We start from the raw sequence: 25,262 nt of genomic DNA on the forward strand, positions 1-25,262 counted from the left end.
TCGATACATTTCTATCGTCGGCCATAATGTCTTCCCGGCTAAAGCGGTCAGTTGGCCCGCGCCAACTCCAACCGATGCAGTCGGCCCATGCTCAGGAACGCCAGCGCCCCGAGCAGCGCATGCCCCGCCACCACATACAGCGCCCCTTCAAAGGAGCCTGTCGCCTGAACGATGTAGCCGATGATGATCGGCGTGAAGATCCCGGAAATATTGCCGAACATATTGAACAGCCCACCCGCCATGCCGGTGATCTGTTTCGGCGCCGTGTCCGAGACCAGGGTCCAGTCCACCGCCACCACGCCCTTGCCGAAAATGGCCATGGACATCAGCAGCGTCACCACCCACACCGAATCAGTGAAGTTGCACAACACCAGGGTCGCGCCCATGCTCATGCCGCACACCAGGGGGATCTTGCGCGCCACGGTCAGGGACACCCCGCGCCGTAGCAGCACGTCACAGATGGTCCCGCCGCACAACGCCCCCAACAGCCCGCAGATACCGGGAATCGCCGCAATGGCCCCGGCTTCCATGATGTTCAGGCCACGGCCCTTGACCAGATAGATCGGGAACCAGGTCAGGAAGAAATACTGCAACGAGGTATCGCAGTATTTGCCCAGATAAATCGACCACATCATCGGGCTCTTGAGCAGTACTTTCAGGTCGGAGAACTTCGGCCGAAACGCATCCTTGGCCTTGGGTTTATCCATATCGACGTCGGCCCCGCCACTGCGGATGTGTTCCAGCTCCGCGGCATTGACCAATGGATGCTCAGTCGGGCCCTTGACCAGCTTGAACCAGATCAGGCTCACCACAATACCCAGCCCGCCCATGAACCAATACACATGCTCCCAACCGTAGGTGTGGGCGATAAAGCCCATCAACGGCGCCAGCATGACCACCGACAGGTACATCGACGAGTTGTAGATCACCGTCGCCAGACCACGCTCCTGCAACGGGAACCAAGCGGCAACGATACGGTTATTGGCCGGGTACACCGGCGCCTCGATCAGCCCCAGCAAAAAGCGCAGGACAAACAGCATGGCGACGGCAACCGACACCGAGAAAAAGCCGATCATGCCCTGGGCCACGGTAATGGTGGACCAGAGAAACAACGAGACGCCGTAGACCCGCGCCGAGCCGAACTTGTCGAGCAGCCAGCCGCCAGGTAACTGGCCCAGCACATAGGCCCAGGCAAACGCGGAGAAGATATAACCCAGGGTGATGGAATTGATTCCCAGGACCTGAGTCAGTGCAGTGCCGGTGATGGACAGCGTGGCCCGGTCACCGACATTGATCGCCGTGACGATGAACAGCATGGCCAGGATGTAATAGCGCACCTTGCTACGTGCGGCTGTTGCGGCAACGGCGGCGGCCGGGGAATCTGCAACGTTGGAATGATCCACATGAAAGTCCTCTTCTTATCTTTCTTATGATTGGGGCTTAACGGGTGCGACTTTGCCTGGATGGGAGCAAATTCTGTGGGAGCGAATTCATTTGCGACGAAGCCAGTACATTCGACGCATACCTATCGTCTGAAACACCGCTTTCGCGAATGAATTCGTTCCCACAAGTCGTCCCCAAAAATATCTCAAGGGTTATGGGCGAATACCCACTTCCACCTCTTGCGCGGTCCAGACCTTGACCTGTTCGCTCATGGACAGGCCCAGGCCCGGACGGGTCGGCACCAGCATGCGGCCGTCGCGGGTTTCCAGGCGTTCGTTGAACAGCGGCTCCAGCCACTCGAAATGCTCGACCCACGGCTCGGTCGGATAGGCCGCCGCCAGGTGCACATGCAGCTCCATCGCGAAGTGCGGTGCCAGCATCACACCGGCCTGCTCGGCCATGGCCGCAACTTTCAGGTATGGCGTGATACCGCCGACGCGAGGCGCATCGGGCATCAGGAAGTCAGCGCCGCGCAGCTTGATGAACTCGGCGTGCTCGGCGACGCTGGTGAGCATTTCCCCGGTGGCGATCGGCGTATCGAACTGTTGCGCCAGGGCCGCATGGCCTTCGGCGTCGTAGCAGTCCAGGGGCTCTTCAATCCAGATCAGGTTGAACTCTTCGAAGCGCCGGCACATACGCTGGGCGGTCGGGCGATCCCACTGCTGGTTGGCGTCGACCATCAACGGAAAATTGTCGCCCAGGTGCTTGCGCACGGTGCTGACCCGATGCAGGTCGAGGGCGCAGTCCGGCTGGCCGACCTTGAGCTTGATACCGCCAATACCTTTCTCGCGGGACATATCGGTGTTGTGCAGCAGTTGCTCCAGGGGCGTGTGCAGGAAGCCGCCGGAGGTGTTGTAGCAGCGTACGGAATCACGCTGGGCGCCGAGCAGGCGGGCCAGGGACAGGTTGGCGCGCTTGGCCTTGAGGTCCCACAGGGCGACGTCGAAGGCGCCGATGGCCTGGGTCGACATGCCGCTGCGGCCCACCGAAGCACCGGCCCAGCACAGCTTGGTCCACAGCTTGGCGATATCGCTGGGGTTCTCACCGATCAGCGCCGGGGCGATTTCCTTGGCATGCGCGAACTGGCCAGGGCCACCGGCGCGCTTGGAATAGCTGAAACCCAGACCGCGATGACCATCGACCGTTTCGATTTCAGCGAACAGGATGGCGATTTCGGTCATCGGCTTCTGCCGCCCGGTGAGCACCTTGGCATCACTGATCGGGTTGGCCAGGGGCAGGAACACTGAGGACACCCGGACCCAGGCAATACGATCGTCATCGGAGGATTTGAGGTTTTGTTGTTGTGCGAGCATGAGGGCTCTCCTTGGGGCAAATAAAAGGCTTGTCATGACGTTGTGGGAGCGAGGCTTGCCCGCGAAACAGTCGCTGCGGTGTACCTGCCAGACCGAGGTATCGTTCTTCGCGGGCAAGCCACGCTCCCACAGGGCTACCAAATTGCAGTTATTCAGTCAGTTATGAGTTGGCTGGGCCGCGACAGCAGGCTGCGGCTCATCCTCACCATCATCAATTTCCAGGCGCTTGAGCGGCCCGACGATAAACAGGTAGGCAAAGGCGCCGAGCAGGCCCATGGCACCGACGTACAGCAGCGCCGAGTCGAAAGAGCCGAGCTGATTGACCAGCACACCAATGGCGATGGGGGTGACGATGCTGGCGATGTTGCCGCAGAAGTTGAACATCGCCCCGCTGATGCCCATGGCCCGTTTCGGCGAAACATCACCGACGATGCACCAGCCCAGGTTGCCGACGCCCTTGGCGAAGAACGCCACCGACATCACCAGGATCACCAACGGCACCGATTGGGTGTAGTTGGCGACAACGATGGTGCTCGACAGCAACAGTCCGCAGATGATCGGGGTCTTGCGGGCGGCGGTCAGGCTGAAGCCTTTCTTGAGCATCCAGTCCGACCAGATGCCGCCGATCATGCCGCCCAGGCAGCCGGCAATCGGCGGGATCGCCGCGACCAGGCCGACCTTGAGCATGGTCAAGCCCTTGGCTTCGATCAGGTAGGTGGGGAACCAGGTCAGGAAGAACCAGGTGATGGAGGTCAGGCAGAACTGCCCTAGATAGACGCCGAGCATCATGCGGTTCCCACCAATGGCGCGAACCCGCTTCCAGCTGAAGGGCGTCTTCACGTCACCCATATTGGGCAGGCCACCACCGGCTTCGATGTAGTCGATTTCGGCCTGATTGGCGCGCTTATCCTTGCGCGGCTCATGAACCATCTTGAACCACAGCAGGCCGATCAGGATCCCGGCGCCGCCGGTCCAGAAGAACACATGCTGCCAGCCGAAACTGTTGAGCAGCAGCACCATCAACGGTGTGAACGCGGCCAGGGCAAAGTATTGCGCCGACTGGAAGATCGCCGTGGCCAGGCCACGCTCGTGACGCGGAAACCACATCACCGTCAGGCGGTTGTTGGCCGGGAACGCCGGGGATTCGGCCACGCCCATCAGGAAGCGCAGGACGAACAGCGCCAGGAAGGCCGAGCTGAACATGTCCACGTAACCCTGCAGGAAGGTCAGTGCCGACCAGATGATCAGGCTCATGCCCAGCACTACGCGGGAACCGAAGCGATCGAGGACGATACCGCCAGGAATCTGCATGCTGGTATAGGCCCAGCCGAAGGCAGAAAAGGCGATGCCCATGGTGATCGCGTCAAAGCCCAGATCGCCGCGCATGGCGGGTGCGGCGATGGACAGGGTGGCGCGGTCCACGTAGTTGAAGACGGTGACGATAAAGATCATCGCGAGGATGAGATAGCGGACGTTGGTCCTCGCTATCGACGGCGTAGGAATGCTCACTGTTGTTGTCCTTATTGTGTGGTGTTGCAGTGCTGGCCTGCCCTTCTCCAAGGTCTTTGTGATTGTAATGATTGCGCAATCATAACAACTTCAAAAAAAAGGTACTGCGCGGCAGGCAGATCACCTTGGGGCCGATCTTACACTGATTGCGCAATCATTCAACGCCACAAAACAAGGTTTTTTAAAAAAACGAGATCAGGTACTTTGCCGATCGATCAAGGTAAAGCCAGTGTCGACGCGCACCGGGTCGTGGCTGCCTTCGGGGTATTTGAAGCGATCCAGCAGCGCTTGGGCGACATATTGGCCGATCTTGCTGCCATCGACGCGAACGGTGGACAGCGCCGGATAGACCTGCGCGGCGCTGCTCAAGTCGCCGAAGCCCATGACCGCCAAGTCGCTCGGCACCTGCAGGCCGCGGCTGGCGGCTTCGGCGAGAATGCCCTGGGCAATGGTGTCGGAACTGCATACCACGATATCCGGGCGCTCGCCCTGATCAAGCAGCGCCTTGAGCCCTTCCCTGCCGACCTCAAGAGTCGCCGGAGGGGTCATGACCTGCATCGGCACCTGTTCGATGCCATGACGCTGCAACTCGGCAATCAGACTGTGGCAGCGCCGCAGCCCCCGGGGGTCGCTGATGGTCACCACGGCAAAGCGCTTGTAACCTTTGCCGAGCAGATGCCGCGCGGTTTCTTCGCCCACTTGCTCATGAGAGAACCCTACCAGCATGTCCAACGGCTGCTCACTGAGGTCCCAGGCCTCCACCACCGGAATGCCCGACTGCGCCAGGCGCAGGCGGCTGGACTCGGTGTGCAATGTGCCGGTCAGAACAATACCGTCCGGACGACGCCCCAGCACCGCTTCGAGCAGTTTCTCTTCCTGTTCGGCGGAATAACCGGTCAGCCCCAACAAGGTCTGGTAGCCCGCCTCGGTCAGACGGTCCATCAGCGCCTGCACTGTATCGGCGAAGATGGAGTTGGCAATGGTCGGCAGAAAGATCGCCACCAGACGGCTCTTGTTACTGGCCAGGCCACCGGCCAGCATGTTCGACACATAACCGGTCTTGCGCACGGCTTCGCGAACCTTGTCGCGGGTCTCCTCACTGACCAATTCGGGGCGATGCAAGGCCCGGGAAACCGTCATGGGCGAAACCCCGGCAACCTTGGCAACATCGATCAGGGTAAGGCTGGAAGCTTTTTTCGGCAGGGACAGGTCCATGGCGACCGTGGACTTTCCGGATTTCTTCGGCATGGGGTTTCCGGGTTCGAAGCGCTACGGGGTAACGGCGGGAAGCGAATTTACCAAAGCTGCGCGTTGCACGCACGAAAGCAAATCAGCGGCACGATTTTTGTGGGAGCGAATTCATTCGCGAACAGGTCGTTCAAACGATAAACATGCATCGAATGTCCCGGCCCTTCGCGAATAAATTCGCTCCCACACAGCGTCCGTGCATGGCCACAGCAAAGGGAGCTGCAGCCAATAACCCTTAAAGCCCTGCACTGGCCTGTGCAGACCCGCCCTGATCACGATGCGCCGTCTGCATCCCGGCCAGCTCCGATACGCCCAGAGCGCTGTCGAAGAACTGACCGGCATCGGAGCTCAGTTGCCGATGGATATCTTCACGGTCCACGCCCACGCGGTCGTTGCACATCACCGGAATGGTCGCCCGTTGCTCGTCGGTGCATGGTGCCATGAACACAAAGTGCCCTGCCCCGGCCAGCAGCTTGAACTCCGGGCTCTTGGGCAGCTTGCGCGCCAAGGCCTGGGCGTTCTTGTCCAGGGCCAACAGCTCATCGCCATCACCGGCATACATCAGCACCGGCACCTGCACATCACTGAGGGTCTGGCGGCCGAACATCAGGCTCAACGGCGCCATCAGCATCAGGGCACGGACCCTTGGGTCGGCCTTGGCGTGCAGGTCTTCACGGTCGACCAGCAGCTCGCCCCGGGTTTTGCAGGCGTCGCGGTCCTGCGGACGTTCGATGCAGTATTCACGCAAGCGTTGCAGGTCCGGCTGGGCACCCGCGAGGATCAATGCAGTCTCACCGCCAGCGGAATAGCCGATCACCCCGACCTGACGCGGGCTCAGGTAAGGCGACAGCATGGGATCGACCAGCGCGGCGCTGATGGCTTCGGAAATCTGCAGGGGGCGGCCGTACAGGTTGCTCAGGGCACCCAGACGGCTGTGATCGAGATAGTTATCGCCGGGGTGCAGCACTGCGACCACCACAAAACCCTGGCGCGCCAGGGACGTGGCCAGGTCGTGCAGCGCAAGCGGCGTACCAGTGTTGCCGTGGGACAACATCAACAGTGGGAAACGGCCCATGGCGATATGGGCATCTTCGCCAGCGTGGAGTTCATAGCCCTGGACTTTGGTGACCTGTTCGTCGTCCGTGGACGGATAGAAGGCAATGGCCTTCATCGGCTGGGAATCCAGGGGATCGAGGAAGCTCAACTCGTGGAAACCCGCACTCCATTGCTCCTCGGCCTGCACTTGCACCGAAATCAGGCTATCGAGCAGACACACCAGCATCACTGCACAAAGACGTACCATCGTCAGGCCCTACCCCTTCCAAGTTCGAACTGCTACCCCACCCATACCACACGGCAAACCCGCCAACGGCGCACTTATCGCACCTTCATGGGATACAGCCCTGCACAAGTCGGGCCAGATACCCACTACAACTTTTCACACAGGTAAAACTGATAAGTCGGTCAAGCTTCAGGGCGTTATCTTACTTTCGATAAGGAAACGTCGTTCGTAACGAAATCGTAAATCCTGGAGCCTCAGCGGAATTGACCGCTGCCGCAGCAGAAAACTCCGTCGCTACCAACAAATAAATATAGATCCGCAACTGAGAACAACCCTCCAGCGCGACCAGAGGTCACGGCGCAAATGGGGGTGAGAGGAAGAGATTCAGCGCTTGCAAGTCACAAGATCATTCAAAGAGTGTCACGGGCTCCCTGAACTCAGCCTGTAACAACTCGACAAAGGCGTCACGGGCAGGGTGCCGTCCGGCGCTTTCATGCCAGTAGAACAGGTTGTCGATACTCGCCAGTTCAGCGAACTCATGGCCCTGCCAACCCGCCCCGGCCCGGTATTGCTCGTAGATCCCGCGAGGCACCAGGGCGACCCCGGCACCGGCACTGACACAACCGACGATCGCGCCATAGCTGGCAATGCTGGTGATTGGCTGCACCTGTTCATGGCGCAACAGCCATTGTTCCAGGGCAAAACGATAGGGACAGCCCGCAGGCCACATGAAAATCGCCTTGCCCTGCAAATCTGCCGCCGTACGCATAGGACCATCAGACGTTGGCGCGATCAGAATCAGGTCTTCACGGTACATCACCGAGCGCTTGAGCCCCTGGCGCTCGACGTCCACCGCGACAATCGCGCCATCGAGCCGGCGATGGCGAATATCGTCGAGCAACTGGGTCCAGTTACCGGTGCTCAACTCCAGGCAGACCTGGGGGTACAGCGCATGGTATTTGGCCAGCAGCCGGGGCAGCCGCCCGGACGCGCTCGACTCGATGGCACCGATGCGCAGCGGGCCGCTGGGTGCAGCGCCCGGCCCCAAGGCATGGCGGGCCTCATCGGCCAGGGCGAGGATTTTCCGTGCGTAGTCCAGCAGCACCTCGCCAGCCGGGCTGATGCGCAAGCCTCGTCCTTCACGGAAAAACAGCGTCGCCCCCATTTCCCGCTCCAACGACTTGAGCCGGGCGGTGATATTGGACGGCACGCAGTGCAGGACCTCGGCAGCACGGACGATGCTGCCCAGGTCGTGGACTGTCTTGAACATGCGCAGTTGGGCGATTTCCATGACTGACTCAAAGTGAATGATCAGCTCAGTTTAAGTCACTTGTAGTGAGACAAGGGCTTTTTGATACTCGCCGCTTCGATGATCAGGAGTCGCGACATGCAAGCCATCACGCCCACCGCTCAAGCAACCGAAAGACCCAGGCCCAACCTGAAAATCGGCATGGCCACGCTGTTCGTGATTCTCTGCTGGGCCTATTCGCCAACGGGGGTCCATATTGCGCTGCACGACTACGGCCCCGCTCATCTGGCGCTGCTGCGCTTTATCGTGGCCTCGATCTTCATGGCTGGAGTGGCGTTGGTCATGGGTATTTCCCTGCCGCGCCTGCAAGACCTGCCGGTACTGGCCCTTCTCGGTCTGTTTGCCGTAAGCCTGCACCACACTGCCCTCAATTACGGACAACAGGGTGTCAGCGCCGGGGCGGCCAGCGTACTGGCGCAAACCACACCACTGTTCAGCACGCTGCTGGCGCATTTCGTGTTCAAGGAGCGGGTCAATGCCAGGCAGTGGGCCTGTGTGCTGTGCGGCCTGTTCGGCATTGCCATCGTCGCTGGCGGCGATCATGGTTTGGCCGGGCTAAACCCGCAGGCCCTGTTGATTCCGCTGGCAGCCTTGTCCTGGAGCCTGTATTTCGCCCTGCAGAAACGTCATTGCCATCGTTACAGCGGGCTGACCATCGTCTGTTACACGGTCTGGTCGGGCACGGCACTGCTGCTGATCTACGCGCCGGGCCTGTGGCAGGTCGCGCTACATGCCTCTGCCGCGGCCAACCTGGCGGTGCTGATCCTGGGGATTTTCCCCAGTGCCCTGGCGTATCTGGCCTGGGCCTATGTGCTGGCACACAGCAATGTCAGCCGCGCTGCCCTGGCGCTCTACCTGATTCCGCCCACCGCCATGTCCATGGCCGCCATCGCTCTGGCCGAACGCCCTGGGCTCATGGTTATCGTTGGCACCGTCATCGTCCTGGCGAGCGTGCTGGCGTTGACGCTGAGCCCGGCCATAAAACAAAAAACTCCGTCGCCCTGAACAAGGTGACGGAGTTTATTTGACAAGCCAGCGGCTTGATCAGGCAGTCGCGAACAGCTCTTCAGCGATCTGCTTCTGCGCAGCGGTGATCGCATTGGCGCGCGGCTCGTCACCGTAGGCCAGACCGTGGGCAAAGACGAATTCGATATCGGTGATACCGAGGAAACCGAACAGTACACGCAGCAGGTTCTCGTGACCGGCGGCGGTTGGCTGACCCACATGCAGGCCACCGGAAGTCGACACGATGATCAGTTTCTTGCCACCACACAGGCCTTCTGGACCGGCTTCGGTGTAACGGAAGGTGCGGCCGGCAACGGCAACACGGTCGATCCACGCCTTGAGCTGGCTCGGAATGCTGAAGTTGTACATCGGCGCGCCGATCACCACGACGTCAGCATCGATGAACTGCTGCAGGGTCGCTTCGTTGGTTTCGGCTTCCAGCTTCTGCGCGGCAGAGCGGGCATCGGCAGGTGTACCGCCAGCGGCCAGGCTTGCACCGTTGAAGTGGCCCAGGGCGCCTTCAGCGGCCAGGTCCAGGTAGCTGACTTCGGCAGTGGCATCGACGGCCTTATAGGCGTCAACCACGGCGCGGCTCAACTGACGGGAGGCCGAGTGATCACCAAGAATGCTGGAATCGATATGCAACAGTTTCATATGAATGCTTCCCAAAGTGAGAATCGCCACTTGGCGATCAAGTGGGGATAATCCTACAGGTCATATCAATGATCGATTAGTCTGCATTTTTGCGATAGTTTGTCCCATCAACAGGACAGTCTGTAAATTGCAGTAACTCACTTTCTATGTAGGAGCGAGGCTTGCCCGCGAATCGGGCGGCGGGGTTTCTCAGATAAATCGCGTCATCGTTCTTCGCGGGCAAGCCCTGCTCCAACGGATCGCCGCCCCGTAACCATCGCCCCCATCGATTATCGCCATCACCCATGTTCGTTTCTGCGCCGCTTTCATTCAGCGGATGCTTGTCCCATTCATTCAACGCCAGCCATTGCGGCTGGCCCAAGGGGAGCATCGAACATGCTGATTCTGGCCTCGCTGGTTTTGATTTTTGCCTTTGTTGCGGCCTATGGCTTTACGGCTCTGGTCATTCGGGTGGCACGCGGGTCGGCGCACAGTTATCTGTCGTCTGCGGAACACCCGGGCCACTCGAAATAGCTGGAAAGGCTGTTAAACCTCTATTTCAGCGAACGCCCTGCACGCCCCCGACACACCTGGCAGGTAATCGATCATCTGTTCGATCAGCCCCTGGGTCTGGGCAATCAGATGGGTGCTGGCCATGACCAGTGCACGGTCCTGGCCTTGCAGGTTATCGCCCGCTTCATAGGTAGTGGCATTGGCGCAGTTGAGCAGGTCAGAGGCGTGATTCAGGCGCTCTTCGAAGTACGCCAGGGCGGCGAGGATGGTTGCTACGGGGGATCGGGGACTATCTTTTTCATGAAGTAACTCTTTTTCGGTGAATGAAATCACCACCCTCACGCGGCCAAGCGAAAAAGGTGGCAACGGCACAAGGGTTGGCCGACCGGGGAAAAAGATAAACCCGGCACACCCGAAGGTGTCCCTTGCACAGTTGCCATAACGCATGCGCGGACTGACAGCGTCCGCAAACAGCACAAGCGACTGCATCTTTTTCTCACCATGGGCGGCCAAGCCCTATCACTGAATATCAGCGACGGCAGGCAGCCTAGAGATCGAAATTGACCAGCGCAAGCGGTCGGGGATTCTCTCGGAAATTTCACTCAGAAGAAAGAGAGACGTCTCGCAACGAGCCACTTTTGCGGGGATCGCCACTGCTGTGGTTCTGTGTGACAGTGCTAACCCGCAGTAGACGCCCAACCCCCGGCAATGCGAAGGTTCGCCCCATTCATAGAACAGTCGAACTTCTCATGCAGGACCTCAACGATCTCTATTATTTCGTCAAAGTCGTCGAACACGGCGGTTTCGCCGCAGCCGGGCGTGAATTAGGCATCCCCAAGTCGCGTCTGTCGCGGCGCATTGCCGAACTGGAAGAACGCCTGAATGTCAGCCTGCTGCAGCGCACTACACGCAAACTGGCACTGACTGCCGTCGGCGAGCGCTATCTGACTCACTGCCAGGCCATGCTGCTGGAAGCGGAAATGGCCGATGAGGCCGTGGCCTCGCTGTCCACCGAGCCGCGCGGGCGCCTGCGGGTGTCGTGTCCGCTGGGCATGTTGCAGTGGAACCTGTCGGCGGTGGTCAATGAATTTCTTGCCAGCCACCCGCAGGTGCAACTGGAAATGCTGCTGGTCAATCGGCGGGTCGATCTGGTCAACGAAAGCATCGATGTCGCCCTACGCGTACGCGATATCGGCGACGAAGACCCGCAACTGATCGTACGTCAGCTGCTCCCTGCCCGGGCATTGCTGGTGGCCTCCCCGGCACTGCTCGCAGGCCATGACATCCGCACGCCGAATGACTTGGCCAGGCTGCCGATCCTCGGCGCCATCGACGCCGCGCGCAAGGTGCACTTCCAATTGACCCACCGTGACGGCGAGCGCCAGGATTTCTCCGCCGAACCGCGCCTGGCCATTGATGACTTCCCGATGCGCAAGGGTGCGGCCCTGGCCGGGCTAGGCGCGACGATGCTGCCACTGTTGAATTGTCAGAAGGAATTGGCCGACGGCAGCCTGATCCAGCTACTGCCCGACTGGTCGCTGCCCGCCGGCAATCTGCAGGCGGCCTACACCCAGCGCCGGGGTATGCTGCCCGCCGTCAGAGCGTGGATCGAGCACGTCAGCAGCGCCTTCAAATCTGAAGACAACGGCGCATGAACAGGAGATGAGCATGGATATCGAAGCAATCGCCGCCTTTTGCCTGAGCCTGCCAGGCGCTCGGGAGGACTATAAATGGGGGGGCGTGCGGGTGTTTTCCATTGCCACGAACAAGATGTTCGCGGTCATGGGCTTGTCGGGCGATGACCTGGCGTTCAAGGTCGGCAGCGATCTCTTTCTCGGTTATGTCGACCGGCCCGGCATCCGTCCAGCGCCCTACCTGGCGCGCGCCCACTGGATCAGCATGGCCCTGCCACCGCCTTTGAGCGACGGCGAGCTGACCGAACTGCTGACACGCTCGCACCAGTTGGTGGTGGCACGCCTGCCAAAACGCCAGCAGATCGCGCTCAAGCTGGATAGCTGAGTCAGTACAAATGGCGGGAGATAAAGGTCCCGCCAAGCAACACCCGATCCAGCCAGAACAGCTCATGCAGCAGCACGATCAGCCAGAACAACACTTGATAGGACGCCTTGCGGGTCTTATGGCGAAACACCTGCTGCGCCAACAGCGCCCCCGCCCAGCCGCCCAGCAGCTCGGCGGCATGGAGGACCTTCTCCGGAGTGCGCCAGCCGTCGTTGCGCGCCTGATACTTGTCCCGTGCATACAGGGCAAAAGCCAGTACGCTCGCCAACAGGTAAGCCAGTGCTGGCAGTCGCGAGCCGCCCTTGAGCCACATCGATACCAGTCCGAAGCCTGGCAACGCACACAGGCCCAGAAAAATCGCCAGTTTTAATTTGAGCCACTGCACATCTGAACGCATTTTTACTCTCGGGCAGGAAATCTCGCCCCACCAAGCGGTTACCTCGTTGGAGCGAGGCTCGCCCGCGAAGACCTCGACGCTGTACGTCTGAATTGTCGCGACGCTCAATTCGCGGGCAAGCCTCGCTCCAGCAGGCCAATATGTATGGCGTGACGAAGCTTAAGGTTGCGCCGACGACCAATCAATCCAGCCGAACTGCCAGGTCGCCAGAATCAGCAGGCCAAAGGCAATCCGATACCAGGCGAACACCGCATAACTATGGCTGGCAATGAACTTGAGCAGCCCGCGCACGGCAATCATCGCGAAGATGAACGAAGTGACGAAGCCGATGGCAATCACTCCGAGGTCATCGGGCTTGAACAGATGCCGGTACTTGTAGCCCGAGAGAACGGCGGCGCCGACCATGGTCGGCATGGCCAGGAAGAACGAAAACTCGGTGGCCGCCTTGCGCGACAGGCCGAACAACAGACCGCCGATGATGGTCGAGCCGGAGCGCGAGGTGCCCGGAATCATCGCCAGGCATTGCGCGCAGCCGACTTTCAGGGCTTCCTTCCAGGTCATGTCATCGACCGTTTCCGCTGTCACCGTATGCTCGCGGCGTTCGGCCCAGAGCATGATCACGCCACCCACCACCAGGGCCGTGGCCACGGTGATCGGGTTGAACAGGTAATGGTGAATCAGGTCGGAGAGCAATACCCCCAGCACCACCGCCGGCATGAAGGCGATCAGCAGATTGGTGGTAAAGCGTTGTGCCTGACGCTGTTTGGGCAGGCCGATAACCACATCGAAAATCTTGCGGCGAAACTCCCAGACCACCGCCAGGATGGCCCCCAGCTGGATGATGATGTTGAACGCCATCGCCCGTTCGCCACCGAAACCGATCAAGTCCGCAATAATGATCTGGTGGCCGGTGCTAGAAATCGGCAGGAACTCCGTCAGTCCCTCCACGACACCGAGTATCAACGCCTGAGCGGCGGTCCAAAGATCCATCATTCCCCCAAGTGGAAGCCGTGCACGTGGCAGGCATCCTTAATATGTATACAAAAACCGCTACAAACAGGGCCAGCAAGGTATCGCGCCCCGCCATGCTCAATGCCGGTGAAGGCTGACGGGGAAAAGCGGCGCGATGCTAGCAGACAACATGTGACAACGCTCACCGCGCAACAATAAGCACTGCTGCAAAATATTTTCGGCTACCCCACAGGCGCAAATGCTTACAATCGCCCTCCACTTTTTACGCCCGTCGAGGAGTCACCGTTGTCAGGCCTTGAACTATTGGCATCCGCCCTCGGCGTAATCGCCGTCTGGCTCACCGTTAAGCAGAACGTCTGGTGCTGGCCGATCGGGCTGATCATGGTGCTGCTGTACAGCTGGATCTTCTTCGACGTGAAGTTGTACTCGGACATGCTGCTACAGGTCATCTACGCGGTCCTGCAAGTCTATGGCTGGGTGCTGTGGAGCCGTCGCCAGCAGGCCCCGGCCCGCGCCGTCAGCGTCCTGACCGTGCAAGCCATGCTGCCGGGGCTGGCGGCAGGCGCAGTCGTCAGCCTGCTGCTGGGCGCCGCCATGGCGCACTTCACCGACGCCGCGCAACCCTGGCTGGATGCTGCCCTGACCGGTTTCAGCCTGGTGGCTCAGGTGTGGATGGCGCAGAAACGCCTGCAATGCTGGCCGCTGTGGATCCTGCTCGATGTGATTTTCGTCGGTTTGTTTCTGTACAAGGCGCTGTACCTGACGGCTGCGCTCTATGGCCTGTTCACCCTGCTGGCCGTGCTCGGCTGGCGTGAGTGGCGCCGGGCGTTGGTGCCGACGGCATGAAAGTGCTGGTCCTGACCGGGCCTGAATCCAGTGGCAAAAGCTGGCTCAGCGCCGAAATACACCGTCAGTACGGTGCCCTGGTAGTGGGCGAATACGTTCGCGAGTTCATCGATTTGCATCGCCGCGACACCTGCTACGCCGATATCGATGCCATCGCCCGGGGGCAGCTCGCTCGGGAAGATGCCGCCCGCGCTACCGCCGTCCCGCTGGTGGTGCTGGACACCCATCTGTTGAGCAATATGTTGTGGAGCCAGGCGCTGTTTGCTGCTTGCCCGGAATGGATCGAAGCGCAACTGTTGAGCCATCGCTACGATCTGCACCTGCTGCTTGCGCCGGAAGGTGTCGACTGGGTCAGTGATGGTCAGCGCTGCCAACCACAACTGGGCCAACGGCAGAAATTCTTCGCTGACAGTCAGCACTGGCTGGAACGTCATCAGCAGGCGTTTCGGGTTATTACTGGCGACTGGAGCGCGCGCCGTGAACAGGCTTTTGCCGCAGTAGAGCAACTGCTGGAACAGGATCAGCGAATTTGATGCTTGTGCAACAAGCGATAGAACGTCGGACGTGAAATACCCAGAACCTTGGCGGCGACGCTGAGGTTGTCACTGTGCCGGGTCAGTACGTCGCATAAAGCCTGACGCTCGGCGCGGGACTTGTACTCGTCCAGAGTGCCCATGCTGCTGACGATATCGTCGTCGCCCAGCAAACCCAGGTCTGACGCCTCGATCTGCCGCCCATCGGCCAATACCAGGCCACGCCGCACCCGATTGGCCAGCTCGCGAACATTGCCCGGCCAGTCATGCTTGCCCATGGCGATCAGCGCATCCTGACTGAAGTTGCGCGCCCTGCGCCCGGTTTCCTGACTGTAGAAATGAGCAAAGTGATTGGCCAGCAAGGCCAGGTCACCATGGCGCTCGCGCAGCGGCGCCGTACCCACCTGCAATACGTTCAGGCGGTAATACAGGTCTTCGCGAAAGCGCTTCTTGCGAATGGCGGCCTCCAGGTCCACATGGGTCGCGGCGATGATTCGTACATCAATAGGGATCGCTTCGCGCCCGCCCATGCGCTCGATCTGCTTGTCCTGCAGAAAACGCAGCAGATTGGCCTGTATGTCCAACGGCAGGTCGCCGATCTCATCGAGGAACAAAGTGCCGCCATCGGCCGCCTCGATACGTCCGATTCGCCTTTCCTTGGCGCCACTGAACGCCCCCGCCTCGTAACCGAACAATTCGGAGTGAATCAGATGCTCAGGGATTGCCGCGCAATTGACCGCCACAAAGGGCTTGTTGCGTCGATGGGACTGGCTGTGCAGTGTGCGCGCCACCAACTCCTTACCGGTGCCACTTTCACCGCGAATCAGTACAGGCGATTCGGTGGGCGCCAGCTTGCTCAGCAATCGTCGCAATTCGCGGATGGGGCGACTGTCACCGAGCATTTCATGCTCCGGCGCACTGGCCGGCACACCACCCTGGCTGCGCAGGCGAGCCATGCCATAGGCGCGACCCAGCGTGACCTGCACTCTGGCGACGTCGAATGGCAAGGTATGGAAATCGAAAAACCACTCACAAACAAAGTCACCGATCTTCTCCCGACGCAGGTCATCCGGGGTCAGCACGGCAATCCATTCGGTATTGCTGCGAGTAATCAGCTCCTTGACCAGGTCGGGATGCTCGAAATGCTGAGGCATCAGGCGAATCAGTCCGATGTCGCAGCTGCGCCGCAGGGCGTCTTCGAGAGTACAGCTGTCAACCGCCCAACCGGCCAGTTTCAGGACGGGAATCAACTGGTGACAATTGTCGCAAGGATCGACGATCAACAGGCGTCGCGATGTAGCCGCATCATGCATATAGGTTCCTTGGCGCCAAATTGACCGGACATGAGTTATAAATCTTTTTAAAACAGTGTCTTGGCGATTCCGAAATTTACATTAGCAAGTTTTTGACACACCCTTGTACCGATTGACTATATGAGCAAGACCGAAAAGTAATTAGGCCCGTCGTCCTTATTAACGGGCGCTCTGAAATATCCGTCGGTTTTGACCTGGAGGGGTTGAAAGACGCGGCTTTGTAAAAAATCGGAAAAATTTTGTTTTTGTGTGTGACTCATGTACCGGTTGCCGTCATCAACACAAGTAACCAGCCGAGCGGTAGGCCCACCGACGGCGGACCTGAATTGATACGGGCACTTGAGGAATTGACCATGAACGCCCCACTGCGCTTTAACGACGTACTCTTGATCGCTGGCAACGCTTTCAAACCTTTTCAATGCGTTGCCTGGGCTCCACAGGACGGTAACGGTGTACTCAACCTGACCGTCGTCGACCGCATGAGCGCCCGTATCGGCCGCAAACAGATCCCGAGCAGCGCTTACTCAGACAAGGCGCAACTGGCCAACTGGCTGGAAGAGGCCCGTGCTGAAATCAGCAACGAAGGCTACGACCTGAAGCCTTGGACCATGCCGGCCTGATCACTACCTGACTTGCTGAAAACTGTGGGGGCGGATTCATCCGCGAAGACGTCGGCAGATTCAATTCCGCCTTCGCGAATGAATTCGCTCCCACAGATTGCAAAACGTTCCTGCCCTACTCGTCTATCTGTTGAATAATTTTTAAGTCATCTATCGCCTGATACCGCGCGTTCAATTGTGCCGCCAGTTGCCGCGCCCGCCCGAGACGAATAGGTCCCTGTTCAATATCGATCAGGCAGCACGGGCAGGCAAACTGCGGTAGCCCGGCAGTTTCCTTGATACGCCCATCCGTCAGCACCCAAACCCTCTGTACTTCATCCGGATAGCGCCGCGCACGCCGCTGCAACCAATCGGCCGCCTGTTGCAGGGCCTCCGGCAGCGGAGTGCCGCCGCCCGCGCCGAGGCTGTCGAGCCAGGGTTGCAGCGCCCGGGAAGCCTTGTGCCCTTGATACTGCCAGCGGGCCTGGCTGCCACTGGCGGTGAGCAGGGCCAGCCGTGCGCGCTGGCGATAACCCTCATCGAACATCTGTGCCAGCAGTCCCTTGGCTTTGCTTAACGCCTGGGAGCGCCGGGTCGAGGCCGAGGCATCGACCACCAACAGCCAGATTTCCTGCGCACGACGGCTGCGGGGCTGACGGATCAGCTCGTGGCGATAGCGCGGACGTCCGCGCAGCAAAGTCGGCACCCAGGCGATCGCGCCGCTCTCGCCCGCACGCATCGCCCCACGGCTACCGCCGTCCAGCTCTCCGGGCCTGGGCTGGGCATCCGCCGTCGAGGTTACAGGAGGACGGATGCCTAGGGCTTTTTTGGCCAGCTCGGCACTTCAAGACGCTGACCGGTGGCGATGGCCTGGGCGGGTAACTCGCCCCATTGACCCTGAGCATTGTCAGGTTTCTCGGCTGCCGCTTGATTATTCTGCGGGGCCGGTGTCTGGGAGTTTTGCTCATTGGCCTGGCTGTTACGCCGCCGATGACGCAGGGCAAACTCGGCCACGGCCTCGATATCCTGCTCTTCGATGGCCTGGGCGCCACGCCACGCGGTATGAGCCCGGGCCGCGCGCAGCCAGACCAGATCGGCGCGCAAGCCATCGACACCGGCGGCAAAACAACGCTCGCTGATGGCCTGCAACGCGCGATCGTCCAGCTCAATCTGCGCCAGCAACACGCGGGCCTGCTGGCAGCGTTGTTGCAGTTGCTCCTGCTGCGGCTGCCACTGTGCGCAGAAGCCTTGCGGGTCGCTGTCGAAATCCAGGCGGCGGCGGATGATCTGACTGCGTTCGGCCGGCAGGGTCTGCCCGCTCAGAGCGACGTTAAGACCGAAACGGTCGAGCAACTGCGGGCGCAATTCGCCCTCTTCCGGGTTCATGGTGCCGATCAGTACGAAACGCGCCGAATGACGGTGGGAAATACCGTCGCGCTCCACCAGATTGACGCCGCTGGCGGCCACATCAAGGAGCAGATCGACCAGATGATCGGCCAGCAGATTGACCTCATCCACATACAGCACGCCGCCATCGGCCTTGGCCAGTACGCCCGGCGAAAACTGCGCCCGGCCTTCGCCCAGGGCCGCGTCCAGATCCAGGGTGCCGACCAGTCGCTCCTCGGTGGCGCCCAGGGGCAAGGTGACGAACTGCCCGCTGGCCAGCAGATCGGCCAGGCCACGGGCCAGGGTCGACTTGGCCATGCCCCGTGGCCCCTCGATCAACACACCGCCGATCTTCGGGTCGATGGCGGTCAGGCACAGCGCCAGTTTCAGCTCATCGGCACCCACCACGGCGGCCAAAGGAAAATGCGGGATGTCGGCAATGCTTGTCATCAGTTCTCTTCTATATCCAGCAGCAGGTTTTCCAGCGTTTCCCGGTAATCCCCCGGCTCCTGCCAGAGCCCGCGCTGCTGGGCTTCGAGCATGCGTTCGGTCATGTCGCGCAGGGCGTCAGGGTTGTGCTGGCGAATGAACTCACGGGTCGAATCATCCAGCAAGTAAGCATCGGCCAGCAGCGCGTATTGGTGATCATCGATCAGCTCGGTGGTGGCGTCGAAGGCAAACAGGAAGTCCACCGTCGCTGCCATCTCGAACGCGCCCTTGTAGCCATGGCGCTTGACCCCTTCGATCCACTTGGGATTGGCCGCCCGCGAGCGTATGACCCGGTTCAGCTCTTCCTTGAGGGTACGCACTTTCGGCAGGTCCGGTTGGCTGTTGTCGCCGTGGTAACTGGCGACCTTGTGCCCACTCAGACTCTCCACCGCCGCCAGCATGCCGCCCTGGAACTGGTAGTAATCGTTGGAATCGAGCAGGTCGTGTTCGCGATTATCCTGATTCTGCAACACCGCCTGGACCTGGGACAGGCGCCGGGCAAAGCCCTCGCGGGCCGGTGTACCGTCATCGGCGGCGCCGTAGGCATAGGCGCCCCAGTTCAGATAAACCTCGGCCAGATCCTCGCGGCTCTGCCACAGGCGCCCGTCGATAGCGTTCTGCACGCCCGCGCCATAGGCGCCCGGCTTGGCCCCGAAGATGCGCCAACCCGCCTGCCGCGCCGCGTCATCGGCACTCAAGCCCTCGGCTTGCAGGTTGCGTCGCTCCTCACGAACCCTGGCGGCCAGGGGATTCATGTCATCCGGCTCATCCAGGGCCGCCACCGCCTGCACCGCCGCGTCGAACAGGCGGATCAGGTTGGCGAAGGCATCGCGGAAGAAACCCGAGACCCGCAATGTCACGTCCACACGCGGCCGATCCAGCAGGCTCAGCGGCAGAATCTCGAAGTCATCAACCCGCTGGCTGCCCGTGGCCCATACCGGCCGCACGCCCATCAGGGCCATGGCCTGGGCGATGTCATCGCCACCGGTGCGCATGGTCGCCGTGCCCCAGACCGACAGGCCCAGTTGGCGCAGGTAGTCGCCATGATCCTGCAGATGCCGCTCCAGCAACAGGTTGGCCGACTGGAAACCGATGCGCCAGGCCGTGGTGGTGGGCAGGTTGCGCACGTCCACGGAAAAGAAGTTGCGCCCGGTGGGCAGTACGTCCAGACGCCCGCGACTCGGCGCACCACTTGGGCCTGCAGGGACGAAACGGCCGCTCAAGGCGTCCAGCAGGCCCTGCATCTCCGCCGGACCGCAGGCATCCAGACGCGGTGCCACTTGTTCACGCAGGCTCTGCAAAATCAGGCGCAGGTCCTCATGCGCCGGCAAATCGTTCAAGTCGTGCTGCAACAGCACCCGCTCGATCAGGGCACTGGCAAACAGCTCCAGACGTTCGCGGGTATCGCCGGCGCTGCGCCAGACCTGGTCCGTGACAGACAGCAGCGCTTGCGGACGCGGGCCCGTCCAGGGCTCGGCCAACTCGCAGTCCAGAGGATCGAAGCCCAGCTCGAAGGCCCTGGCCAATGCCCGCAGCAAACTCGACTGGGCGCCACGGCCGTCGCCACGGGGAATGCGCAGCAAGGCCAGCAAGGTATCGATGCGCAGACGGCCCTCGGGCGACTCGCCGAATACATGCAGGCCGTCACGAATCTGCGATTCCTTGAGGTCGCACAGGTAAGTGTCCAGGCGCGGCAGCCAGATCGCTGCGTCGGCCTGATCGTCGAGGTTGTCGTCCAATGCCAGTTCGCGGTCCAGATGGCTGTCGCGCACCAGTTTGAGGATGTCCCGTTGCAGCTCCTGGGCGCGGCGCGGGTCGAGCAGTTGCGCGTCGTAATACTCGTCGGCCAGCAGCTCCAGATCGCGCAGCGGGCCATAGGTCTCGGCGCGGGTCAGGGGCGGCATCAGGTGATCAATGATCACCGCCTGTGTACGGCGCTTGGCCTGGGCGCCCTCCCCCGGATCATTGACGATGAAGGGATAGATATTGGGCATCGCACCGAGAACCGCGTCGGGCCAGCACTGCTCAGACAGGCCGACGCCCTTGCCCGGCAGCCACTCCAGATTGCCGTGCTTGCCGACGTGAATCAGCGCGTGGGCACTATAGGCCTTGCGCAGCCAGAAGTAGAACGCCAGGTAACCGTGGGGCGGCACCAGGTCCGGGTCGTGATAGACCGCGCTGGCATCGACCTGATAACCCCGGGCCGGTTGAATGCCGACGAAAGTCAGGCCAAAGCGCAGCCCGGCAATCATCATGCGTCCGCCACGAAACATCGGATCGGCCTCAGGGCTGCCCCAGCGCTCGTTCACGGACAGGCGATTGGCCTCGGGCAGCGCGTTGAACTGAGTCAGATACTCGTCCAGGGCCATGCTCTGGTGGCAGGGGCGCTGATCGAGATTGTCCAGATCGTTGCTGACCCCGCCCAGCAATTGCTGGATCAGCTCGGTGCCGGAACCGGGCAACTCCGTCGCCAGGGGATAACCTTCGACCTGCAAGGCCCGCAGGATATTCAGCGCTGCGGCCGGGGTGTCCAGGCCAACACCGTTACCGATACGACCATCGCGGGTCGGGTAATTGGCCAGAATCAGGGCGACGCGCTTGTCCGCATTGTTCAGGCGCCCGAGCAGAATCCAGCGCCGCGCCAGTTCGGCGACAAAGTCCATGCGTTCCGGTTGCGCGCGGTAGCAGACCACATCGCTCTGGCTGCGCTCACTGCGCCAGGCCAGGTCCTTGAAGCTGATCGGCCGGCTGATGATGCGCCCGTCCAGTTCCGGCAGGGCAATGTGCATGGCCAAGTCCCGTGAACCCAGGCCCTGCTCACTGGCCGCCCACGCTGTTTCGTTGTCCTGGGCGCAGATGGCCTGGATCACCGGGATATTGCGGCGGAACGGCCGCAGATGCGGCGCCTCGGGGCTGGACTGGGCGAAACCAGTGGTATTGAGGATCAATTCGGCGTCGACCTGATCCAGCAAATCCTCCACCACGCTCAGGCAGCCCGGTTCCTTGAGACTGGCAACGGCCATGGGCAGCGGATTGAGGCCCTGGGCCTGCAAGCGCTGGCAGAACACGTCGATAAACGCCGTATTGGCCGCCTGCAGGTGGGAGCGATAGAACAACAGGCCCACCACCGGCTGATCGGCCTGCCAGTCACCCTGCCAGTCCGCCAGCTCGGCACTGCCCAGGCGCGGATGGTAGATCGCCGTGCGCGGCAGGCTGACCGGCTCGGACCAGGGATAATCCCGGCCGAGCCAGCGACTGGCCATGAATTGATACAGCTGCAGGGCATTGTGTCGACCGCCCTGGCGCAGGAAGTGCCAGAGGCGTTCGGCATCGGCGGCAGGCACGGTGCTCAGGTCGCTGAGTTCCGGGTCCGGACGGTCGTCGCCGGGGACCATGATCACCTGCACACCGCGCCCGGCCAGCTCCACCAGACGTTCGACGCCGTAACGCCAGTAGCCGACGCCGCCGTGCAGGGAAATCAGGATGACCTTGGCGTGGCGCAGCACCTCGTCGACATACAGGTCGACGGACGCGTGATTCTGCACCTGCATCGGGTTGGCCAGGCGCAGGCTCGGGTAATCGTCGGGCAACTGCTGCGCGGTTTCCGCCAGCAACGCCAGATGGGAGTCGCCGCTGCAGAGAATCACCAACTCGGCCGGGGTCTGGCCCAGGTCGGCAATGCTGTCATCGGGGACAAAGCCGCCGGGCTGGGTTCTCAGCAGGTGCATGGATCAGCCTGCGATGGCAGCGCGCAAGGCGGCTTCGAGGACCACGGCATCCAGTTCCTGGCCGATCAGCACCAAATTGGTCGCGCGCTCTTCGTCAGCAGCCCAGGCACGGTCGAAATGCTTGTCGAAACGGCTACCAACGCCCTGGATCAGCAGGCGCATCGGCTTGCCGGGAATGGCGGCGAAGCCCTTGACCCGCAGAATGCCGTGCTGCACCACCAGTTGGTTCAGGGCCGCAAGCAGTTGCGCTTCGTTGGCCTCGGGCAGCTTGATCGAGATCGAATCGAAGGCGTCATGGTCGTGATCGTCATGATCGTCGCCTTCGTGATGATCGTGGTGAGTCTTGCGCCCGTCGATATGCACTTCGGATTCGGCTTCCAGGCCCAGCAAAACGTTGAGCGGCAGGCGCCCGCTGCTGGCTTCGATAACCTTGACTGCTGGCGGTAGCTCTTGCGAGACCTCGGCACGCACCGCAGCCAGGCCTTCGGCGTCGATCATGTCGGCCTTGTTGAGGATCACCAGGTCGGCGCTGGCCAGTTGGTCGGCGAACAGCTCGTGCAGCGGCGACTCGTGATCCAGGTTCGGATCAAGCTTGCGCTGGGCATCGACCTGATCCGGGAAGGCGGCAAAGGTGCCGGCCAGCACAGCCGGGCTGTCGACCACGGTGATCACCGCGTCGACGGTGCAGGCATTGCGAATTTCCGGCCACTGGAAGGCTTGCACCAGAGGCTTGGGCAGGGCCAGGCCCGAGGTTTCGATGAGGATATGGTCCAGGTCGCCGCGACGGGCAACCAGCTCGCGCATCACCGGGAAGAACTCTTCCTGCACGGTGCAGCACAGGCAGCCGTTGGCCAGCTCGTAGACGCGACCATTGGCTTCTTCTTCGGTGCAACCGATGCTGCACTGCTTGAGGATTTCGCCGTCGATGCCCAGTTCGCCGAACTCGTTGACGATCACAGCAATGCGACGTCCTTCGGCGTTATCGAGCATGTGCCGCAACAGGGTGGTCTTGCCCGAGCCAAGGAAGCCGGTGACGATGGTGACGGGGAGTTTGGCCAGTGTTTTCATCGGATGCCCTTTGGCAAAGCGGCGGGCAAGCAGGACGAGAACCGACGGCCTGCGCGCGTGGTTCGATTCGCCACCGGATCACCCCGCCCGGTTGTAGTGAGAATTTCGCGAGGCAGGTCTCCTGGCTTACGGCGGCGCGTCGCTTGCTTTGCGACGGGCATTCAGCGCGCCTTCCCGCTTGCGCAGTGGCTATGCGATGAATATGACCGTTTACAGTTGCGGGGGCAGCCGCGGAGTAGCACCGCGTTCCCTTCTTAGCCCTGACCGCCGTTTGCAGGCCATGTCAGGGAACCTCGAACCGGCAAGGCTACGCAGTGGTCGGCGGCAGGTCAATGTCTGGCGCCTGCCACCTCGAAATTGACGATACAAGGCGCAGCATGGTCTCCTCCCGGCCTGCCTGACGATCGAGGACGCTACCGTGAATCCACCCGCACACACCCTGGTGATTGGCCTCGGCTGCAAAAGCGGCTGCTCCACCGACACCCTGCTGGAACTGATCGAACAACAGCTCAAGGCCTACGGCACGGACCTCTCGGCCATCGACGCCCTGACCTCCATCGAACACAAACGCGCCGAGCCCGGCCTGCTGGAACTGGCCGAGCGCCTGGAAAAACCCCTGGTCTTGTTCAATGTCCTGCACCTGTCGGCGTTCGAGCGCCAGCTCAGCCATCGCTCCCAGGCGTCCTTCGACAGCACCGGCTGCTGGGGCGTGGCCGAAAGCGCGGCCCTGGCGCTGGCGGTACAGCTGGGCGGCGGCAATACCGGGCTGCTGATCAAGCGCCAGAACAACGCCGAAGCCACCTTTGCCCTGGCCGGCAGCACTGCTCATCCGGAGAATCCATGACCGTCTTTTTCATCGGCGCAGGCCCCGGCGATCCGGAACTGATCACGGTCAAGGGCCAGCGTCTGATCCGCAGTTGCCCGGTGATTATTTACGCCGGATCACTGGTCCCGACAGCCGTGCTCGAGGGGCATCAGGCCACTCAAGTGGTCAATAGCGCCGAATTGCATCTGGAACAGATCATCGAGGTGATGAAATCCGCTCATGCACAGGGCCGGGATGTCGCTCGCGTGCACTCCGGCGACCCTAGCCTGTATGGCGCCATTGGCGAGCAGATTCGCTATCTGCGCGAACTGGAAATTCCGTTCGAGATCATCCCCGGCGTCACCGCCACGGCAGCCTGCGCGGCGCTGCTGGGCAGCGAACTGACCCTGCCGGATATCTCGCAAAGCGTGATTCTGACCCGCTACGCCGACAAGACCGCGATGCCTGCAGGCGAAGAACTGAGCAGCCTGGCGCAACACAAGGCAACCATGGCGATTCACCTGGGGGTACAGCATCTGGGCAAGATAGTCACTGAACTGACGCCGCACTACGGCAGCGACTGCCCAATCGCCGTGGTCCATCGTGCCAGCTGGCCGGATCAGGACTGGGTCAGCGGCACCCTGGCGGATATCCAGGACAAGGTTCAGGCCAAGGGCTTTCGTCGCACGGCGCTGATCATTGTCGGCCGGGTGCTGGCCAATGACAGTTTCAGTGAGTCATCGCTGTATCGGGCGGGGCATGCTCATCTCTATAGGCCATAAAATACAATCCCGTTGGAGCGAGGCTTGCCCGCGAAGATGATCTGCTGACCCAAGAGATGCTTTGATTGTA

The 25,262-nt window shown here is 61.2% G+C and carries 25 protein-coding genes and 1 riboswitch; of the genes, 9 read left to right on the forward strand and 16 right to left on the reverse strand.

Annotated features, from left to right (window positions below; all coding sequences use genetic code 11):
* Positions 1-47 precede the first annotated feature (47 nt).
* The 6 genes from M2401_RS12675 to M2401_RS12700 form a co-directional block, all read right to left on the reverse strand.
* A complete protein-coding gene (locus M2401_RS12675; protein WP_409033918.1) occupies positions 48-1,403 on the reverse strand; it encodes an MFS transporter in 1,356 nt (451 codons plus the stop codon).
* A gap of 192 nt (positions 1,404-1,595) precedes the next feature.
* Positions 1,596-2,756 (reverse strand): L-talarate/galactarate dehydratase, encoded by a 1,161-nt coding sequence (locus M2401_RS12680; protein ID WP_259103162.1) that lies wholly within the window; start codon positions 2,754-2,756, stop codon positions 1,596-1,598.
* Positions 2,757-2,912: 156 nt separating this feature from the next.
* On the reverse strand, positions 2,913-4,208 hold the full coding sequence (locus tag M2401_RS12685) for an MFS transporter (protein WP_259103301.1): 1,296 nt from the start codon (positions 4,206-4,208) through the stop codon (positions 2,913-2,915).
* A 252-nt stretch (positions 4,209-4,460) separates the two neighbouring features.
* Positions 4,461-5,513, reverse strand: a complete 1,053-nt coding sequence (locus M2401_RS12690; RefSeq protein ID WP_259103163.1) for a LacI family DNA-binding transcriptional regulator — start codon at positions 5,511-5,513, stop codon at positions 4,461-4,463.
* A 235-nt stretch (positions 5,514-5,748) separates the two neighbouring features.
* Complete coding sequence (locus M2401_RS12695; RefSeq protein ID WP_259103165.1) at positions 5,749-6,816, reverse strand: dienelactone hydrolase; 1,068 nt, start codon at positions 6,814-6,816, stop codon at positions 5,749-5,751.
* A gap of 385 nt (positions 6,817-7,201) precedes the next feature.
* Complete coding sequence (locus tag M2401_RS12700; protein WP_259103167.1) at positions 7,202-8,086, reverse strand: LysR family transcriptional regulator; 885 nt, start codon at positions 8,084-8,086, stop codon at positions 7,202-7,204.
* Between the two features lie 96 nt (positions 8,087-8,182).
* On the opposite strand from M2401_RS12700, the gene M2401_RS12705 reads away from it, so the two are divergent.
* Positions 8,183-9,109, forward strand: coding sequence for a DMT family transporter (locus tag M2401_RS12705; RefSeq protein ID WP_259103168.1), 927 nt, complete (start codon positions 8,183-8,185; stop codon positions 9,107-9,109).
* Positions 9,110-9,148: 39 nt separating this feature from the next.
* Here the strand turns inward: M2401_RS12705 and M2401_RS12710 are convergent, their stop codons facing one another.
* A complete protein-coding gene (locus tag M2401_RS12710; protein ID WP_259103170.1) occupies positions 9,149-9,763 on the reverse strand; it encodes an FMN-dependent NADH-azoreductase in 615 nt (204 codons plus the stop codon).
* 76 nt (positions 9,764-9,839) lie between these two features.
* Complete coding sequence (locus tag M2401_RS12715) at positions 9,840-10,124, reverse strand: hypothetical protein (protein WP_259103171.1); 285 nt, start codon at positions 10,122-10,124, stop codon at positions 9,840-9,842.
* A 14-nt stretch (positions 10,125-10,138) separates the two neighbouring features.
* On the opposite strand from M2401_RS12715, the gene M2401_RS12720 reads away from it, so the two are divergent.
* A complete protein-coding gene (locus M2401_RS12720; protein ID WP_259103173.1) occupies positions 10,139-10,276 on the forward strand; it encodes a hypothetical protein in 138 nt (45 codons plus the stop codon).
* 12 nt (positions 10,277-10,288) lie between these two features.
* On the opposite strand, the gene M2401_RS12725 is transcribed toward M2401_RS12720, so the two are convergent.
* Positions 10,289-10,588, reverse strand: a complete 300-nt coding sequence (locus tag M2401_RS12725) for a DUF6124 family protein (protein WP_259103175.1) — start codon at positions 10,586-10,588, stop codon at positions 10,289-10,291.
* Positions 10,589-11,004: 416 nt separating this feature from the next.
* Between M2401_RS12725 and M2401_RS12730 the strand changes: the two genes are divergently transcribed.
* Entirely contained in the window at positions 11,005-11,910 is a 906-nt protein-coding gene (locus M2401_RS12730; protein WP_259103177.1) for a LysR substrate-binding domain-containing protein, read from the forward strand.
* Between the two features lie 13 nt (positions 11,911-11,923).
* The gene (locus tag M2401_RS12735; protein ID WP_259103179.1) at positions 11,924-12,274 is read left to right on the forward strand and encodes an MmcQ/YjbR family DNA-binding protein; all 351 of its coding nucleotides are present in this window, start codon (positions 11,924-11,926) and stop codon (positions 12,272-12,274) included.
* Between the two features lies 1 nt (position 12,275).
* Here the strand turns inward: M2401_RS12735 and M2401_RS12740 are convergent, their stop codons facing one another.
* Complete coding sequence (locus tag M2401_RS12740) at positions 12,276-12,671, reverse strand: DUF1294 domain-containing protein (RefSeq protein ID WP_259103180.1); 396 nt, start codon at positions 12,669-12,671, stop codon at positions 12,276-12,278.
* Positions 12,672-12,830: 159 nt separating this feature from the next.
* Entirely contained in the window at positions 12,831-13,661 is an 831-nt protein-coding gene (locus tag M2401_RS12745; protein ID WP_259103187.1) for an undecaprenyl-diphosphate phosphatase, read from the reverse strand.
* Positions 13,662-13,928: 267 nt separating this feature from the next.
* Between M2401_RS12745 and pnuC the strand changes: the two genes are divergently transcribed.
* Positions 13,929-14,489, forward strand: a complete 561-nt coding sequence (gene pnuC, locus M2401_RS12750) for a nicotinamide riboside transporter PnuC (RefSeq protein ID WP_259103188.1) — start codon at positions 13,929-13,931, stop codon at positions 14,487-14,489.
* Positions 14,486-15,022, forward strand: a complete 537-nt coding sequence (locus M2401_RS12755) for an AAA family ATPase (protein WP_259103189.1) — start codon at positions 14,486-14,488, stop codon at positions 15,020-15,022. The genes pnuC and M2401_RS12755 overlap by 4 nt, the downstream gene beginning before the upstream one ends.
* Here the strand turns inward: M2401_RS12755 and M2401_RS12760 are convergent.
* Complete coding sequence (locus M2401_RS12760) at positions 15,010-16,335, reverse strand: sigma-54 dependent transcriptional regulator (RefSeq protein ID WP_259103190.1); 1,326 nt, start codon at positions 16,333-16,335, stop codon at positions 15,010-15,012. The two genes, M2401_RS12755 and M2401_RS12760, sit on opposite strands and share 13 nt — an antisense overlap.
* A gap of 353 nt (positions 16,336-16,688) precedes the next feature.
* Between M2401_RS12760 and M2401_RS12765 the strand changes: the two genes are divergently transcribed.
* On the forward strand, positions 16,689-16,955 hold the full coding sequence (locus M2401_RS12765; protein ID WP_259103191.1) for a hypothetical protein: 267 nt from the start codon (positions 16,689-16,691) through the stop codon (positions 16,953-16,955).
* A 115-nt stretch (positions 16,956-17,070) separates the two neighbouring features.
* Here the strand turns inward: M2401_RS12765 and M2401_RS12770 are convergent, their stop codons facing one another.
* Genes M2401_RS12770 through cobW form a run of 4 tightly spaced genes read right to left on the reverse strand, consistent with a single transcriptional unit; the run spans position 17,071 to position 23,605 of the window.
* The gene (locus tag M2401_RS12770; protein WP_259103302.1) at positions 17,071-17,697 is read right to left on the reverse strand and encodes a VWA domain-containing protein; all 627 of its coding nucleotides are present in this window, start codon (positions 17,695-17,697) and stop codon (positions 17,071-17,073) included.
* Positions 17,698-17,750: 53 nt separating this feature from the next.
* Positions 17,751-18,770: an ATP-binding protein gene (locus M2401_RS12775; protein WP_259103192.1), complete on the reverse strand. Its 1,020-nt coding sequence runs from the start codon at positions 18,768-18,770 to the stop codon at positions 17,751-17,753.
* Positions 18,770-22,537 (reverse strand): cobaltochelatase subunit CobN, encoded by a 3,768-nt coding sequence (gene cobN / locus M2401_RS12780; protein ID WP_259103193.1) that lies wholly within the window; start codon positions 22,535-22,537, stop codon positions 18,770-18,772. Before cobN ends, M2401_RS12775 begins: the two co-directional genes overlap by 1 nt.
* Before the next feature lie 3 nt (positions 22,538-22,540).
* Positions 22,541-23,605, reverse strand: coding sequence for a cobalamin biosynthesis protein CobW (cobW, locus tag M2401_RS12785; RefSeq protein WP_259103194.1), 1,065 nt, complete (start codon positions 23,603-23,605; stop codon positions 22,541-22,543).
* A gap of 93 nt (positions 23,606-23,698) precedes the next feature.
* Positions 23,699-23,916: riboswitch (cobalamin riboswitch) on the reverse strand.
* A 107-nt stretch (positions 23,917-24,023) separates the two neighbouring features.
* Here cobW and M2401_RS12790 point away from each other — a divergent pair.
* Positions 24,024-24,449, forward strand: a complete 426-nt coding sequence (locus M2401_RS12790) for a cobalamin biosynthesis protein (protein ID WP_259103195.1) — start codon at positions 24,024-24,026, stop codon at positions 24,447-24,449.
* On the forward strand, positions 24,446-25,192 hold the full coding sequence (gene cobM, locus M2401_RS12795; RefSeq protein ID WP_259103196.1) for a precorrin-4 C(11)-methyltransferase: 747 nt from the start codon (positions 24,446-24,448) through the stop codon (positions 25,190-25,192). The genes M2401_RS12790 and cobM overlap by 4 nt, the downstream gene beginning before the upstream one ends.
* Positions 25,193-25,262: the final 70 nt, after the last annotated feature.

This window comes from Pseudomonas sp. JUb42 (assembly GCF_024807945.1).
Classification (GTDB): Bacteria; Pseudomonadota; Gammaproteobacteria; order Pseudomonadales; family Pseudomonadaceae; genus Aquipseudomonas.